The sequence below is a fragment of the Rubeoparvulum massiliense genome, assembly GCF_001049895.1.
In the GTDB taxonomy this organism is placed as follows: Bacteria; Bacillota; Bacilli; order Rubeoparvulales; family Rubeoparvulaceae; genus Rubeoparvulum; species Rubeoparvulum massiliense.
This window is the reverse complement of the sequence record NZ_CVPE01000004.1, coordinates 462,806-479,452: the sequence shown is the minus strand read 5'-3', so window position 1 is coordinate 479,452 and position 16,647 is coordinate 462,806. Positions and strand designations below refer to the sequence as shown.

At 45.6% G+C, this 16,647-nt stretch carries 10 protein-coding genes, 2 tRNA genes and 3 rRNA genes; all 15 read left to right on the top strand.

Annotated features, from left to right (window positions below; genetic code table 11):
• Window positions 1-41 precede the first annotated feature (41 nt).
• The 15 genes from BN1691_RS05000 to BN1691_RS04930 all read left to right on the top strand — a co-directional run bounded on the left by BN1691_RS05000 (window position 42) and on the right by BN1691_RS04930 (window position 16,636).
• Window positions 42-1,594: ribosomal RNA gene (locus tag BN1691_RS05000) — 16S ribosomal RNA — on the top strand.
• Window positions 1,595-1,824: 230 nt separating this feature from the next.
• Window positions 1,825-1,901: transfer RNA gene (locus BN1691_RS04995), tRNA-Ile, on the top strand.
• 66 nt (window positions 1,902-1,967) lie between these two features.
• Window positions 1,968-2,043 (top strand) — tRNA-Ala (locus tag BN1691_RS04990).
• A gap of 297 nt (window positions 2,044-2,340) precedes the next feature.
• Window positions 2,341-5,280 (top strand): 23S ribosomal RNA (locus BN1691_RS04985).
• Window positions 5,281-5,601: 321 nt separating this feature from the next.
• Window positions 5,602-5,718, top strand: a 5S ribosomal RNA gene (gene rrf, locus BN1691_RS04980).
• The 16S, 23S and 5S rRNA genes sit together here with 2 tRNA genes alongside, the layout of an rRNA operon.
• A gap of 192 nt (window positions 5,719-5,910) precedes the next feature.
• Window positions 5,911-6,573 (top strand): HAD family hydrolase, encoded by a 663-nt coding sequence (locus tag BN1691_RS04975; protein WP_048601099.1) that lies wholly within the window; start codon window positions 5,911-5,913, stop codon window positions 6,571-6,573.
• Between the two features lie 201 nt (window positions 6,574-6,774).
• Entirely contained in the window at window positions 6,775-7,236 is a 462-nt protein-coding gene (locus BN1691_RS04970) for a CtsR family transcriptional regulator (protein WP_048601098.1), read from the top strand.
• Between the two features lie 16 nt (window positions 7,237-7,252).
• Complete coding sequence (locus BN1691_RS04965) at window positions 7,253-7,780, top strand: protein-arginine kinase activator protein McsA (RefSeq protein ID WP_048601097.1); 528 nt, start codon at window positions 7,253-7,255, stop codon at window positions 7,778-7,780.
• Window positions 7,781-7,792: 12 nt separating this feature from the next.
• A complete protein-coding gene (locus tag BN1691_RS04960; RefSeq protein ID WP_048601096.1) occupies window positions 7,793-8,860 on the top strand; it encodes a protein-arginine kinase McsB in 1,068 nt (355 codons plus the stop codon).
• 41 nt (window positions 8,861-8,901) lie between these two features.
• Window positions 8,902-11,361 (top strand): ATP-dependent Clp protease ATP-binding subunit, encoded by a 2,460-nt coding sequence (locus BN1691_RS04955; protein ID WP_048601095.1) that lies wholly within the window; start codon window positions 8,902-8,904, stop codon window positions 11,359-11,361.
• A gap of 136 nt (window positions 11,362-11,497) precedes the next feature.
• Window positions 11,498-12,871, top strand: coding sequence for a DNA repair protein RadA (gene radA, locus BN1691_RS04950; RefSeq protein ID WP_048601094.1), 1,374 nt, complete (start codon window positions 11,498-11,500; stop codon window positions 12,869-12,871).
• Window positions 12,872-12,875: 4 nt separating this feature from the next.
• Window positions 12,876-13,952 carry a DNA integrity scanning diadenylate cyclase DisA gene (gene disA / locus BN1691_RS04945; RefSeq protein WP_048601093.1) on the top strand — a complete coding sequence of 359 codons (1,077 nt, stop codon included), beginning with the start codon at window positions 12,876-12,878 and terminating at the stop codon, window positions 13,950-13,952.
• Window positions 13,953-14,048: 96 nt separating this feature from the next.
• Entirely contained in the window at window positions 14,049-14,690 is a 642-nt protein-coding gene (locus BN1691_RS04940; protein WP_048601092.1) for a phosphatidylserine decarboxylase, read from the top strand.
• Window positions 14,683-15,414, top strand: coding sequence for a CDP-diacylglycerol--serine O-phosphatidyltransferase (gene pssA / locus BN1691_RS04935; protein ID WP_147545643.1), 732 nt, complete (start codon window positions 14,683-14,685; stop codon window positions 15,412-15,414). The genes BN1691_RS04940 and pssA overlap by 8 nt, the downstream gene beginning before the upstream one ends.
• Window positions 15,415-16,165: 751 nt before the next feature.
• On the top strand, window positions 16,166-16,636 hold the full coding sequence (locus BN1691_RS04930) for a CarD family transcriptional regulator (RefSeq protein WP_231638350.1): 471 nt from the start codon (window positions 16,166-16,168) through the stop codon (window positions 16,634-16,636).
• Window positions 16,637-16,647 lie beyond the last annotated feature (11 nt).

The following is a 16,647-nucleotide window of genomic DNA, read 5'->3' as shown; positions in this document are numbered from 1 at the left end:
GCGGACCAGTTGATTTATTTTGAGCAATCAAGCTCACGTATTTTACGGAGAGTTTGATCCTGGCTCAGGACGAACGCTGGCGGCGTGCCTAATACATGCAAGTCGAGCGCGTGAAGCGTGTAAAATCCTTCGGGAGGCTACATGTGGAACGAGCGGCGGACGGGTGAGTAACACGTGGGCAACCTGCCTGTAAGACCGGGATAACTCCGGGAAACCGGGGCTAATACCGGATAGGAATCAAGACCGCATGGTCTTGATTGGAAAGCACAAGATGCACTTACAGATGGGCCCGCGGCGCATTAGCTAGTTGGTGGGGTAACGGCCTACCAAGGCAACGATGCGTAGCCGACCTGAGAGGGTGATCGGCCACACTGGGACTGAGACACGGCCCAGACTCCTACGGGAGGCAGCAGTAGGGAATCTTCCGCAATGGACGAAAGTCTGACGGAGCAACGCCGCGTGAGTGATGAAGGTTTTCGGATTGTAAAACTCTGTTCTTAGGGACGAACAAGTGGGATGGACTCCCACCCTGACGGTACCTAAGGAGAAAGCCCCGGCTAACTACGTGCCAGCAGCCGCGGTAATACGTAGGGGGCGAGCGTTGTCCGGAATTATTGGGCGTAAAGCGCGCGTAGGCGGTTTCTTAAGTCTGGTGTGAAAGGCCACGGCTCAACCGTGGAATGGCATTGGAAACTGGGAGACTTGAGTGTAGGAGAGGAAAGTGGAATTCCTGGTGTAGCGGTGAAATGCGTAGATATCAGGAGGAATACCAGTGGCGAAGGCGACTTTCTGGCCTATAACTGACGCTGAGGTGCGAAAGCGTGGGGAGCAAACAGGATTAGATACCCTGGTAGTCCACGCCGTAAACGATGAGTGCTAGGTGTTAGGGGGCACCACCCCTTAGTGCCGAAGTTAACGCATTAAGCACTCCGCCTGGGGAGTACGGCCGCAAGGCTGAAACTCAAAGGAATTGACGGGGGCCCGCACAAGCAGTGGAGCATGTGGTTTAATTCGAAGCAACGCGAAGAACCTTACCAGGACTTGACATCCCGATGACCCCTCTAGAGATAGAGGCTTCTCTTCGGAGACATCGGTGACAGGTGGTGCATGGTTGTCGTCAGCTCGTGTCGTGAGATGTTGGGTTAAGTCCCGCAACGAGCGCAACCCTTGTCCTTAGTTGCCAGCATTCAGTTGGGCACTCTAGGGAGACTGCCGGTGACAAACCGGAGGAAGGTGGGGATGACGTCAAATCATCATGCCCCTTATGTCCTGGGCTACACACGTGCTACAATGGTTGGTACAGAGGGATGCGAGACCGTGAGGTGGAGCCAATCCCATAAAACCAATCTCAGTTCGGATTGCAGGCTGCAACTCGCCTGTATGAAGCCGGAATTGCTAGTAATCGCGGATCAGCATGCCGCGGTGAATACGTTCCCGGGCCTTGTACACACCGCCCGTCACACCACGAGAGTTTGCAACACCCGAAGTCGGTGAGGTAACCGCAAGGAGCCAGCCGCCGAAGGTGGGGCAGATGATTGGGGTGAAGTCGTAACAAGGTATCCGTACCGGAAGGTGCGGATGGATCACCTCCTTTCTATGGAGTATCCACATCCTTGAGATGTGATACAAAGATTTTTCTTCGCTTCCTTTTCCCATTGTTCAGTTTTGAGAGAATGACCTTCTCTCATGTATGAGTCATCTCATTTCCTTGGCCTTTCGCTTCTAGCAACCGAAGGTTGCAAAGTCGCTTAAGACTAAACAAAATGAGCTGAATATCTTCGTAAAGTGTTTTTTGATCATCAATACTAATTAATAAGGAAATAAGGGCCCATAGCTCAGCTGGTTAGAGCGCACGCCTGATAAGCGTGAGGTCGGTGGTTCGAGTCCACTTGGGCCCACCATATTCTTGAGGTTAGCGATTAAAAGTTTGATTATTCACACTACTCCAACCTCTTTCAATCCTTAATGGGGCTATAGCTCAGCTGGGAGAGCGCCTGCCTTGCAAGCAGGAGGTCAGCGGTTCGATCCCGCTTAGCTCCACCAAAACTCAGATATAAGTCATCTCATTTCCTTGGCCTTTCGCTTCTGGCAACCGAAGGTTGCAAAGTCGCTCAAGACCCAATGAAATGAGCTGAATACCTTCGCGAAGTGCTTCAATGCCTTGGAAGGTAAGGAACCGAAGGTTCCTCAAGGGTTTTATGCCCGTCTTGATTTTGTTTATCGGAGTGCGACACCGCAACCTCCGGTTGCAGGAGCACGAGATAAATAAAATCTAAGATTGTTGTTCTTTGAAAACTGAATGACGAAATGAACGATTCACACGAGCGCCATAAGAAATATGGTTAAGCTACTAAGGGCGCACGGTGGATGCCTAGGTGCTAGGAGCCGATGAAGGACGGGACGAACACCGATATGCCTCGGCGAGTCGTAAGTAGACGCTGACCCGGGGATTTCCGAATGGGGGAACCCACCTTCCGTAATGGGAAGGGACCTTCACCTGAATTCATAGGGTGAATGGAGGCAGACCAGGGGAACTGAAACATCTAAGTACCCTGAGGAAGAGAAAGCAACAGCGATTTCCTGAGTAGCGGCGAGCGAAACGGAAACAGCCCAAACCGAAAGGTTTACCTTTCGGGGTTGTAGGACGTCTCACATGGAGTGAGAAAAGATGAGGATAGGCGAACAGGTCTGGAAAGGCCGGCCATAGGGTGTGACAGCCACGTAGCTAAAATCCTCGTCTCTCCGAGACGGATCCTGAGTACGGCGGGACACGAGAAATCCCGTCGGAATCCGGGAGGACCACCTCCCAAGGCTAAATACTCCCTAGCAACCGATAGTGAACCAGTACCGTGAGGGAAAGGTGAAAAGCACCCCGGAAGGGGAGTGAAAAAGAACCTGAAACCGTGTGCTTACAAGCAGTCGGAGCACGTTTATGAAGTGTGACGGCGTGCCTTTTGTAGAATGAACCGGCGAGTTACGATTCCATGCAAGGTTAAGCAGGAGATGCGGAGCCGCAGCGAAAGCGAGTCTGAATAGGGCGTTAAGTATGGGGTTGTAGACCCGAAACCGAGTGATCTACCCATGTCCAGGGTGAAGTTCAGGTAACACTGAATGGAGGCCCGAACCCACGCAGGTTGAAAACTGCGGGGATGAGGTGTGGGTAGCGGAGAAATTCCAATCGAACTCGGAGATAGCTGGTTCTCCCCGAAATAGCTTTAGGGCTAGCCTTGAAGTCAGAGTACCGGAGGTAGAGCACTGATTGGACGCGGGGTCCTCCACGGACTACCAACTTCAGTCAAACTCCGAATGCCGGCTACTTATCTTCAGGAGTCAGACTATGAGTGATAAGATCCATGGTCAAAAGGGAAACAGCCCAGACCATCAGCTAAGGTCCCCAAGTATACGTTAAGTGGGAAAGGATGTGGAGTTGCTCAGACAACCAGGATGTTGGCTTAGAAGCAGCCACCATTTAAAGAGTGCGTAATAGCTCACTGGTCGAGTGACTCTGCGCCGAAAATGTACCGGGGCTAAACGTATCACCGAAGCTATGGATTGACACCTAACGGTGTCAGTGGTAGGGGAGCGTTCTAAGGGCATTGAAGCATGACCGTGAGGACATGTGGAGCGCTTAGAAGTGAGAATGCCGGTGTAAGTAGCGAAAAGAGGGGTGAGAATCCCCTCCGCCGAAAACCTAAGGTTTCCTGAGGAAGGCTCGTCCTCTCAGGGTAAGTCGGGACCTAAGCCGAGGCTGACAAGCGTAGGCGATGGACAACAGGTTGAAATTCCTGTACCACCTCCATTCCGTTTGAGCAATGGGATGACGCAGGAGGATAGGGAGAGCGCACTGCTGGATATGTGCGTCCAAGCCGTGAGGCTGGTGAATAGGCAAATCCGTTCACCATCAGGCCAGGCGGTGATGGCGAGGGAAATTACAGTACCGAAGTCCCTGATTTCACACTGCCAAGAAAAGTCTCTAGTGAGGAATGAGGTGCCCGTACCGCAAACCGACACAGGTAGGTGAGGAGAAAATCCTAAGGCGCGCGAGAGAACTCTTGCTAAGGAACTCGGCAAAATGACCCCGTAACTTCGGGAGAAGGGGTGCCTCGGTAGGGTGTTAAAGCCTGAGGAGGCCGCAGAGAATAGGCCCAAGCGACTGTTTAGCAAAAACACAGGTCTCTGCTAAGCCGTAAGGCGATGTATAGGGGCTGACGCCTGCCCGGTGCTGGAAGGTTAAGGGGATGGGTTAGCGCAAGCGAAGCTTTGAACCGAAGCCCCAGTAAACGGCGGCCGTAACTATAACGGTCCTAAGGTAGCGAAATTCCTTGTCGGGTAAGTTCCGACCCGCACGAAAGGCGTAACGATTTGGGCACTGTCTCGGCAAGAGACTCGGTGAAATCGTAATACCAGTGAAGATGCTGGTTACCCGCGACAAGACGGAAAGACCCCATGGAGCTTTACTGTAGCTTGATATTGGATTCTGGTTCGATTTGTACAGGATAGGTGGGAGCCTAAGAAGCCGGACCGCCAGGTTCGGTGGAGGCGTTGGTGGGATACCACCCTGATCGGATCGGAATTCTAACCCACAGCCGTGATCCGGCTGGGGAACAGTGTCAGGTGGGCAGTTTGACTGGGGCGGTCGCCTCCTAAAAGGTAACGGAGGCGCCCAAAGGTTCCCTCAGAATGGTTGGAAATCATTCGTAGAGTGTAAAGGCAGAAGGGAGCTTGACTGCGAGACCTACAAGTCGAGCAGGGACGAAAGTCGGGCTTAGTGATCCGGTGGCACTGCGTGGAAGGGCCATCGCTCAACGGATAAAAGCTACCCTGGGGATAACAGGCTTATCTCCCCCAAGAGTCCACATCGACGGGGAGGTTTGGCACCTCGATGTCGGCTCATCGCATCCTGGGGCTGTAGTAGGTCCCAAGGGTTGGGCTGTTCGCCCATTAAAGCGGTACGCGAGCTGGGTTCAGAACGTCGTGAGACAGTTCGGTCCCTATCTGTCGTGGGCGTAGGAAATTTGAGAGGAGCTGTCCTTAGTACGAGAGGACCGGGATGGACACACCGCTGGTGTACCAGTTGTTCCGCCAGGAGCATCGCTGGGTAGCTATGTGTGGCAGGGATAAGCGCTGAAGGCATCTAAGCGCGAAGCCCCCCTCAAGATGAGATTTCCCATCACATTAAGTGAGTAAGATCCCTCCGAGATGAGGAGGTAGATAGGTCCGGTGTGGAAGTGCAGCAATGCATGGAGCTGACGGATACTAATCGATCGAGGGCTTAACCAAATATTTCACTTTATTATGGATCGTGAATGTGATACAATTCATTTCGTCTTCAGTTTTGAGAGAATGAACTTCTCTNTTGTAAGAGCTATTTCATATGCCTTTCGCTTACGGCAACCGAAGGTTGCAAAGTCGCTCAAGGCAAAATGAAATACGCTCAGTACCTTCGTGAAGTGTTGTTGAAGGTATCTCATGGAAGCTTTCTAAGGTAAGGAACCGAAGGTTCCTCCGAATTTCTTCAATAACTTGGTATCTATTCGTTTGTCAGAGCCCGACACGGCAACTTGTTGTAGGAGGGCGAGACAAAGGAATTGATATAAGCTGTCTGGTGATGATTGCAGAAGGGTCACACGCGTTCCCATCCCGAACACGACCGTTAAGCCTTCTCACGCCGAGGGTACTTGGACCGCAGGGTCCTGGGAGAGTAGGTCGTTGCCAGGCAGTTTTTATTATCCATACATAGCATCAAAGAGCAGGAGCCATTCCCATGAGCGGAATGGCTCCTTTTGCGTTTCACCTTCCGCTTATATGTGCTGGTCGGAAGACTGACCCTAATCCCTAGAAAATTGACAAGAACGATGATATGTTAATGTAAAGATTACTGATGAAAGTTCTTTGAAGGGAGAAAAAAGAATGAAACAGTATGCTGTTATTTTTGATATGGATGGCACACTTCTACAGACCGATCAATTGGCGATTCCAGCGTTTGAACAAATGTGGGAAGGCTTACGGCAGGAAGGCTACATCCTTGGTGATGTACCTAAGAGAGAGACGATCCTTCATTGTCTAGGGAAAACGCTTGATGAGATATGGGCGATTTTATTTGGCTCTGGCGTGGATCAAAATGGTATTAAAGAGCGAGCAGAACAGCTTTTGACATCAGCAGAGTTGGAGATACTACAAAAGGGTAAGGTTCAACTATATCCGGGGACAATTCATGTGTTAGCAATGCTTCATGAAGCAGGATATCCAATCTTTGTTGCTAGTAATGGCCAAGATAGCTATGTACAGGCGGTGTGTACTACATTCCAGCTACATCCATATATTCAGGAAATCTATACTGCGGGTAAATTTGGAACAGCATCCAAGGTGGAGTTAGTTAGGGTACTAAAGAATAAATACCGATTCACCTACGGGATAATGGTAGGAGATCGTCATTCTGATGTAGAAGCTGGTAAATTAAATGGCTTTCAAGTGGCTGCATGTACATATGGATTCTCCTCTCCAGCTGAGCTAGCAGGGGCAGATTACTATTTGCAATCAATCACTGAAATACTTGAAATCATTCAATCCTGATACCCATACACGCTGCGCTGATGAAAATAGGTAATCAAATCCAAAGTGTGACTTGGCAAAATAAAATAGGATGTGTATAATAATTATAGTCAAAGAAAGTCAAAGTCAGTCTCTTCATGGAACAGGCTAAGGTGGGGAGGATAAGTGAGAGCAAAGTTCAACCTCCAATCTCCCACATCTAGAAAGGAGTTGGGTCAAAACGTGGCTAATATTTCAGACCTTGTTGAAACATATATTAAAGAGATTCTTCATGAAAGTGATGGTTTCTTAGAGATCCAACGTAACGATATCGCTAGTAAGTTTAACTGTGTTCCTTCACAGATTAATTACGTGATACAGACACGTTTCACTATAGAAAAAGGATATATTGTTGAGAGCAAGCGAGGTGGTGGAGGATATATCCGAATTCGAAAGGTAAAAATAGAGAATGAACCGTATATCTACCAACAAATGGCTAATCTTATCGGCGATCAAATTAATCAACAAGGAGCTTATGACATTATTGAACGGCTTTTTGAGGAAGAGATATTGACTGAACGTGAAGCTCGTTTAATGATGACTGCAACCTCAAAGGAGATTTTACGCTTTGAGATTCCCATACGCGATCACCTACGAGCAGAGCTTCTAAAAGCGATGATTAGTGTCTTACTATTCACCAAGTAAAAAGGGGGGACCCACTGTGATCTGCCAACAATGTGGAATTAGGCAGGCTACACTCCATTATACGAAGATCGTTAATGGAGAGAAGACAGAGTATCACCTATGTGAACAATGTGCAAAGGAAAATGGTGAATCTTATTCAGGAGGAGAACAGGGCTTTTCCATTCATCAGCTATTAGCTGGGCTGATGAATAATATGGATTATTTCATAAAACCAGAAGAGAAAGTAGCTGTGAATCGTCAAGGACTACGTTGTGAGAACTGTGGCCTCACGTTTCAGCAATTTACGAAGATTGGCCGCTTTGGGTGTTCGGAATGCTACCATTACTTCAGCCAGCGCTTGGATCCCTTAGTGAAGCGGATACAAGGAAACACTCGTCATAGTGGAAAAGTACCGGAACGGTCAGGGCAAAATCTCAAGCAGAAGCGTGAATTACAGCAATTAAAATATCTTTTGCAACAAGCAATCGGAAATGAGGAATTTGAAAAAGCAGCTGTGTTGCGCGACCAGATCAAAGTTCTAGAACAGAAATTTGATGCGCAATAAGGGGGGACTCCAATGTCTTTAAAACGATTCATACAGAATGCACTTAGTGAATGGATGAAGGGAAAAGGACCTGAGAACGATATTGTGATAAGTACCCGTATCCGTCTTGCACGAAACCTAAAATCATATCCATTCCCTATCATGGCTTCTACAGAGATGAAGGAACATGTACTTCACGAGATTATGGATGCCGTGCAATCATCGCGGATTAAAGAACGCTTTGGTACATTGGAAACTTTAAAGATGAATAGCCTATCTCCATTAGAGCGGCGTGTACTTGTAGAGAAGCACTTAATCAGCCCACAACTTGCCAATGAATCTGAGGAAGGTGCTGTGGTTCTCAGTGAACATGAAGAGATCAGCATTATGGTTAATGAAGAAGATCATCTACGAATACAATGTATGTTGCCAGGGCTTCAAATGGAGCAAGCGTGGGAAGTTGCCAATCTATTGGATAATTTGTTAGAGCAAGAGCTAGACTATGCTTTTGATGAAAAATATGGCTATCAAACAAGCTGTCCAACCAATATGGGTACTGGTATTCGTGTTTCAGTAATGCTTCATTTACCTGCATTGGTCATTACTAATCAGATCAATCGAATCCTTGCAACAATTAATCAGGTAGGGCTTGTAGCTCGAGGCATTTATGGAGAAGGAAGTGAAGCGCAAGGAAACCTTTTCCAAATATCGAATCAACTCACATTGGGACTTTCTGAAGAAGAGATCATTAATAATTTGCATAGTGTAGCATTACAATTAATTAATCAAGAAAGGACAGCACGTAATCTGTTGATAGAGCACAACCGGATCGCTTTAGAAGATAAAGTATTTCGCTCATTTGGGGTACTATTATATTCGAGGATTCTGGAATCAAAAGAGGCGACTGAACGCCTGTCTGATGTACGTTTAGGGATCGACTTAGGATTAATAAAGGATACTTCACCAACCATTCTCAATGAACTCATGGTGATGACACAACCTGGCTTCATTCAGCAATATTATCAACAGAGTTTAACACCAGATGAACGGGATGAACGCCGAGCAAAGATGGTTCGTGACCATCTAAATAATCAGGGTTAGCTATAGAGAACATAAGGATAAAATGTATGGAGGTGTAGGAGATGCTATATGGTCGTTTTACAGAGAGAGCACAAAAGGTATTAGCTCTTGCACAGGAAGAGGCTAAGCGTCTTAATCATCAAGCAATTGGAACAGAACATTTTTTACTAGGTCTCGTTCGTGAAGGTGACGGGATTGCAGCGAAGGCCTTATTAGGATTGGGCTTAAATCTCGAAACCATCCAAAATGAAGTGGAGAATTTAATCGGTCGTGGCCCAGAGATGGATTATCAATATGTAACACCTCACTATACACCACGTGCCAAGAAAGTGATTGAACTATCCATTGATGAAGCTCGTAAATTAGGTCATACCTATGTTGGCACGGAACACTTATTGTTAGGGTTAATTCGAGAAGGAGAAGGCGTGGCTGCTCGTGTTCTAACCAATCTTGGGGTTAGTCTATCACGTGCTCGCCAACAAGTGCTTCAGCTACTCGGTAATAATGAAGTCATTAACACCCCGACCCAAGGTAACAATATGTCAGGACAAACAGCAACCCCTACCCTTGATAGTCTTGCAAGGGATCTTACACAGGTTGCAAAAGAGGGGAATTTGGACCCGGTTATTGGCAGAGCGAAAGAGATTGAACGGGTCATTCAAGTCCTCAGCAGGCGGACAAAGAATAACCCTGTATTAATCGGTGAGCCTGGAGTTGGGAAAACAGCCATTGCTGAGGGCTTAGCACAACGGATCATCGCCAATGAGATCCCCGAAATCCTACGAAACAAACGGGTTATGATGATGGATATGGGGAGTTTAGTAGCAGGCACGAAATATCGTGGTGAATTTGAAGATCGCTTAAAGAAGGTCATGGAAGAGATTCGCAATGCAGGGAATGTAATTCTCTTCATTGACGAGCTGCATACCTTGATTGGAGCAGGTGGCGCTGAAGGGGCCATCGATGCTTCTAATATTCTTAAGCCTGCGCTAGCCCGTGGGGAATTACAATGTATCGGAGCCACTACCTTAGATGAATATCAAAAATATATTGAAAAAGATGCAGCATTAGAGCGTCGATTCCAACCGATCATGGTGGATCAGCCAACTGTGGAAGAGGCGATTGAGATCCTCAAAGGGTTACGGGATCGCTATGAAGCGCACCATCGGGTCACAATTCCAGATGAATCCATTGTGCAAGCAGTTAAGCTCTCTGATCGTTATATTCCCGATCGGTTCCTGCCAGACAAAGCCATTGACTTGATGGATGAAGCGGCTTCTAAAGTACGTCTACAATCCTATACAGCACCACCCAACCTCAAACAAATGGAACAGGAACTGGAGAAGGTAAGACAGGAGAAAGATGCTGCAGTTCAAAGTCAAGAGTTTGAAAAAGCAGCGAGCCTTCGTGATCGTGAACAGAAATTACGTGATGAACTATTTGATCTACACAATGACTGGAAGGAAAAGCAAGGTCAAGCACAGTCGAAAGTAACTCCTGATGATATTGCCCAAATTGTTGCAGATTGGACAGGGATACCTGTACGAAAAATGGAAATGGAGGAGAGCGACCGTCTCTTAAGAATGGAGGAAATCCTCCATCAACGTGTGATTGGTCAAGAGGAGGCTGTAAAGTCTATTGCGAGAGCTATTCGCAGAGCTCGTGCGGGCTTGAAGGATCCGAAGCGTCCGATTGGCTCCTTTATTTTCCTTGGCCCTACAGGTGTAGGGAAGACTGAATTAGCTCGTGCTTTGGCAGAAGCCATGTTCGGTGATGAAGACGCGATGATTCGTATCGATATGTCCGAATATATGGAAAAACATACCACGTCTCGACTTGTAGGGGCGCCTCCTGGTTATGTAGGCTATGAAGAAGGTGGCCAATTGACGGAAAAAGTACGGAGAAAGCCATATTCAGTTGTCCTACTTGATGAGATTGAAAAAGCTCACCCGGAGGTATTCAACATTCTATTACAGGTGCTTGAAGATGGACAGCTTACCGATGGCAAAGGGAGACGTGTAGACTTCCGTAATACCATCTTGATTATGACATCCAATGTAGGGCAAGAAACCATTCGTCGTACTTCCACGCTAGGGTTTACTCCCTCTGATAGTGAGAAGAGCTATGAAGACATGAAGGATAAAGTGATGAACGAGTTAAAGCGTTCATTCCGGCCAGAATTTTTAAATCGGATTGATGAGACCATTGTGTTTCACCCACTAACACAACAAGATATTAAGAAGATTGCCCTATTGATGGCCGAACAGCTACGGAAGCGACTACAAGAGCAAGCCATCGATTTTGAATTGACGGAGCCTGCTGTGGATTTTCTTGTGAAGGAAGGCTATGATCCAAGCTATGGCGCACGTCCATTACGTCGAGCTATTCAGCGCCATATTGAGGATATGCTATCTGAAGCGCTATTAGCAGGAGAAATCAAGCAAGGCGATAAAGTAAAGATTCATGTGAAGGATGGAAAATTAGTGGTCAAAAAATTAGATGAAGCGATTCAAACGCTGTAAGAATAAAAAAGGATGGGTGCTCCAATTGAGCATCCATCCTTTTTTTAAAACTGTAAAATACTGTAGAAAAACTTGTCAATCCGAGCTAAAAAAGACTATAGTATGTTTATGTGTATGAGTTTTAAGAGGTGGAATAATGGCGAAGATCAAAACAAAATTTATTTGCCAAGATTGCGGCTACGAATCACCGAAATGGATGGGACGATGCCCTGGTTGCAATGAATGGAATACACTCCATGAAGAGATAGAGGATCATGTACCTGCCTGGGGCAATCGTCATGCAAGTAGAAGTGCTTCCTCTGTAGAGCCACAGCCCATCACGCAAATCCAGCATGAGGAAGAGCTGCGCTACGATACCCATATGGTTGAGTTTAATCGAGTATTGGGAGGAGGAATTGTACCAGGATCTTTGGTGTTAGTTGGTGGGGATCCAGGCATTGGGAAGTCCACCATTCTACTGCAGCTTTCAAACCAACTTGCTACGCAGGGCTTTAATGTCCTCTATGTATCAGGTGAGGAATCGGTGAAACAGATCTCCTTACGGGCAAAACGATTACAAATTGGTGCACCTACTCTCTATATGCTCCCTGAAACCAACCTACTGGAGATCATTGGTCAAGTGGAGAAGATGTCACCACAAATTCTCGTGATCGATTCTATTCAAACCATTTTTCATCCTGAGGTGACCTCTGCACCCGGAAGTGTTTCACAGGTACGAGAATGCACCTCCATCTTAATGAGACTGGCGAAGCAGCAAGGGATTGCTACTTTTATTGTAGGACACGTTACCAAGCAGGGAGATATTGCTGGTCCGCGCTTGTTAGAGCATATGGTGGATACAGTTCTTTATTTTGAAGGAGAGAGACATCACACCTATCGAATACTTCGAGCGGTGAAGAATCGTTTTGGCTCCACCAATGAATTAGGAATATATGAGATGCGTGAAGAGGGACTCTTGGAGGTACAAAATCCATCTAAACTATTTTTATCGGAACGGCCTGTAGGTGTAGCGGGGTCAACTGTAGTAGCTAGCATTGAAGGGACGAGACCCTTACTTGTTGAAATTCAAGCGCTTCTATCACCTACAGCATATGGCTCACCACGAAGGATGACCACAGGGGTGGATTCACAACGTGTAGCGATGTTAATGGCAGTACTAGAAAAAAGAGTGGGGATGATGCTGGGTAATCAAGACGCCTTTGTGAATGTGGCAGGCGGTGTACGCTTAGATGAACCAGCCATTGATTTGGCCATCCTAATTGCATTAGCATCTACATTTCGCAATCAACCTACACAGCCTAATGATGTGGTGGTAGGAGAAGTGGGATTAACAGGAGAAGTACGTGCTGTATCACGAATTGAGCAGCGTGTTCATGAAGCAAAGAAACTAGGCTTTAAACGAATTATTATTCCAGTTAATAATCTACAAGGATGGACTCCGCCAAAAGATATCGTAGTACAAGGAGTATCCACCGTTCAAGAAGCACTTGAGGTCGTCTTAGGGAGGTAACAAGATGGATCGCCAATTTACAAAGGAAGACTTTATTCAGCAGTCCCTCCGCATGGTAGCACCTGGGACCCCCCTACGAGAAGGGCTGGAAAATGTGTTACGAGCAAAAACAGGAGGACTTATCGTTGTAGGCAATACGGAAGAGATGATGAAGCTTGTCGATGGGGGATTTAGTATTGATTGTGACTTTTCTCCATCCTATTTATACGAATTGGCAAAAATGGATGGTGCTATTATTCTGAGCTCTAATGCAAAAAAAATCCTTTATGCTAATACACAACTTCATCCCGATAGTTCCATTCCAGCTACAGAAACAGGAATTCGCCATCGTTCTGCTGAGCGGGTAGCGAAGCAGACAGGATTACTGGTTATCTCCATCTCGCAACGCCGAAATGTGATTACGCTCTATCAAGGGAATCTCCGCTATATATTGAAAGATATTGGTGTAATTTTGACCAAAGCGAATCAAGCGATTCAAACGCTAGAAAAATATAAGAGTGTCCTCGATCAAGCCTTAACCAATTTAAGCGCCATGGAGTATGAAGAGCTGGTAACTCTACAAGAAGTGGCTCTTGTGATCCAACGGATTGAGATGGTGATACGGATTAAGGGAGAGATTGAAAACTATATTCATGAGTTGGGGACAGAAGGTCGCCTTATCAGCATGCAGTTGGACGAATTGGTAGCGAATGTAGAAGATGATGCAGTGATGCTAATCCATGATTACTCCAAAGATCCTCAAGCCAATCCAGAGGAAATTCTTCAGGAATTAAAAAAATACACCCCTGATGAATTGTTAGAAACACAGCTAATCTGTCGTGTCTTGGGGTATTCTTCCAGTGTGAATTTCCAAGAAGAACCTGTGCAACCACGAGGATATCGGATTGTTAGTAAAATTCCCCGGCTACCTCATGGTGTTGTAGATAATCTCATCGGCAGGTTCCAAAATTTCTCTAGAATACTTTTGGCCACTATAGAAGAATTGGATGATGTAGAAGGAATTGGCGAGGTGCGTGCTCGGGCGATCAAGGAAGGCTTGAAGCGCATTCAGGAACAGGTTTTCATCGATCGCCACCTATAGACGGCATAGGAAAATTTTTTCCTATCAATGCTTGTTAAATAAATTATAATATGTATAAGTAGAGGTAACGATAGAAAAGTACAAGGAGCTCTGCGAATGAAGAGGCATGCATTGTTAAAGGAAGGCATTCCAACACTTTTAGTGATTCTAGTATTGGGCATTATCTTATTTATTATTCAACCATGGCTTTCATTGATTGCAATTGGATTATTACTTTTTGTCCTTTATTTTTTCCGTGATCCAGCTAGGAACCCTGAAGAGATTGAAGGAGTTGTGATCTCTGCTGCTGACGGTGTGGTGACAGATATTCAGGAGATTGAAGATCCAGAATTTATGGAAGGAAAGGCGACTTGCATTAGCATCTTCCTTTCTCCATTGGATGTACATGTGAATCGCAGCCCTGTTCAGGGAGAGATTGTTTATCAGAAGTATGTAAAGGGACGTTTTATTTCTGCGACAAAGCCAGAGAGTCATCAGGTAAATGAGAAAAATTATATTGGTATTGAGTCTGCGTATGGTAAGATAATGGTTGTTCAGATCGCAGGTATGATGGCACGAAGGATTGTGAGCTGGGTTACACCAGTTCAATCCGTCCATACGGCTGATAAAATCGGGATGATTAAATTTGGATCTGGTACACAGATTTGGGTGAATCAGAATGTCGAAGTTGTTATCTCTGTAGGCGATCGTGTACGATCTGGAAAAACAGTGATAGGGAGAGTGAAATCCCGTGATTAGAAAAATAATCCCCAATATGTTAACGGTGGGGAACTTGGTAATCGGCTTTTTTGCCATCCTATTAATTCTTGATGATGTAGAAAATAATCTAGCCTTTGCATCGTTTCTTATTATTTTGGCCATGCTTACAGATGGTTTAGATGGACGAGTGGCACGTAGGCTCGGTGTGACCTCAGAGTTTGGTAAAGAATTGGATTCACTCTGTGACGTTGTTTCATTTGGTATTGCACCAGCAGCGATTATCTACATGGCTTCATTGCATGAATATGGCGTAATGGGAATGGCTGTTAGCTGCCTCTTTCCAGTGGCAGGAGCATTACGGCTTGCTCGCTTTAATGTTCATGCGGGGACACCGGGGTATTTTACCGGCTTGCCAATTACAGCAGCTGGTGGTGCACTAGCTACCTTTGCTTTATATACACAAGCCTTTACTCCATTTGTCATCATGTTAATCACATTATTCTTGGCTTTTCTGATGGTGAGCCAAATCAAGTATCCCAACTTTAAAAAAGTAGGCTGGCCTCGGCATACATTGCAGATCATTGCCGTCACCGTGGTATTAGTAGGGATCTTAGCTTGGTTTTTCCCAAAAGAGTTTACAAAGATTGTCTTTATTCCTTTGGCTGTCTATGCAGTATATGGGATCAGTAAGAATATCTTAATTGCCATTCGTCGAGCACGTCATAAATCTGATGATGATGAGGAAACTTCATATCGGTATTAATCGAGTATACAAAAAGCCAATCTAATGATTGGCTTTTTGTAACTTTTTTTCCCCTGTTTCGTCTATATAGGTAGATGATTCATGTTAGAAGGTGATAACAATATTAACGAAGAGTAAAAACACCCAATGTACTGAGTCGACTAGATTCTTCTTTAATCACTTGGTCCATGGAGATCTTCAAAGCATTACATATTGAACTAAGGTAGAAAAGATGGTTACCTAATTCATTCTTCATCACATCCAAGCACTGGTCACATAAAGAACCATCCAGATGTGAACTTGAATAATTGGGAAGCGCTGCAAGGGAATTCCCGTTGGGAAATTGCTGCTTTGATGCGTGAATGGTGATACAGCCACATTCTGTTACTGCTCGTGCAATTGCTCTTTGAATACGGGAAAGCGATTCGTTATTCTTTGTTATTAAATCTAGGATGCTACTGTGGCGGAACAGATTCTCGGCCACCTGAGATTGAAATGTAGAATAACTTTGTTCTTTTATGAAGATCACCCCCGAACTAAAAATTCAGAATAAATGGTACATTTGTTTAAATAGTCTGACTATTAATGGTGACTTCATTATAACGAGGAATAATTGATAAAGCAATCAAAAATTTAACAAAAGTCATAAAATATGAAAATAGTTGTTGACGATTTGTGTCACATTATGCTAACATAATAAATTTGACATTCACCATATTATGTGATATTCTGGAAAATGATCATGGTAAAAGGGGTGGCTTGTTTGTTTAAGGTGGGCGACAAGGTTGTGTATCCTATGCATGGTGCCGGAGTAATTGAGTCCATTGAGAAGCAAGAGGTTTTGGGAGAAACTCATGAGTATTACATCATGCATCTACCTGTAGGCGAGCTTAAGGTCATGATCCCGCGTTCCAATGTGGAAAAAATCGGACTACGACAGGTAATCAGTGAAGAGGGGTTAGATGAAGCACTTGCTCTAGCCTGTGAGGCAGCCGTCGATACTGGTGAAACTTGGAATCGACGTTTCCGTGCCAATTTAGATAAAATAAAAGGTGGCGATGTAGTCGATATTGCCCATGTAGTTCGAGATTTAATGGTTCGAGAGCGAGAAAAAGGGTTATCAACAGGTGAAAGAAAAATGTTGGAGCAGGCAAAGCAAATCTTGGTGAGTGAGATGATTCTATCGAAAGAGATTGATGCTCATGAAGCTAACCGACTAGTGGATGAACTAGGGGAAGATTGATACGCCTCAGG

What these genes read in the sequence shown, in the direction of transcription:
- BN1691_RS04940 (WP_048601092.1), top strand. Translation starts at nt 14,049, where the DNA reads ATGAAGAGGCATGCATTGTTAAAGGAAGGCATTCCAACACTTTTAGTG.
- radA (WP_048601094.1), top strand. Translation starts at nt 11,498, where the DNA reads ATGGCGAAGATCAAAACAAAATTTATTTGCCAAGATTGCGGCTACGAA.
- BN1691_RS04955 (WP_048601095.1), top strand. Translation starts at nt 8,902, where the DNA reads ATGCTATATGGTCGTTTTACAGAGAGAGCACAAAAGGTATTAGCTCTT.
- BN1691_RS04960 (WP_048601096.1), top strand. Translation starts at nt 7,793, where the DNA reads ATGTCTTTAAAACGATTCATACAGAATGCACTTAGTGAATGGATGAAG.
- disA (WP_048601093.1), top strand. Translation starts at nt 12,876, where the DNA reads ATGGATCGCCAATTTACAAAGGAAGACTTTATTCAGCAGTCCCTCCGC.
- BN1691_RS04975 (WP_048601099.1), top strand. Translation starts at nt 5,911, where the DNA reads ATGAAACAGTATGCTGTTATTTTTGATATGGATGGCACACTTCTACAG.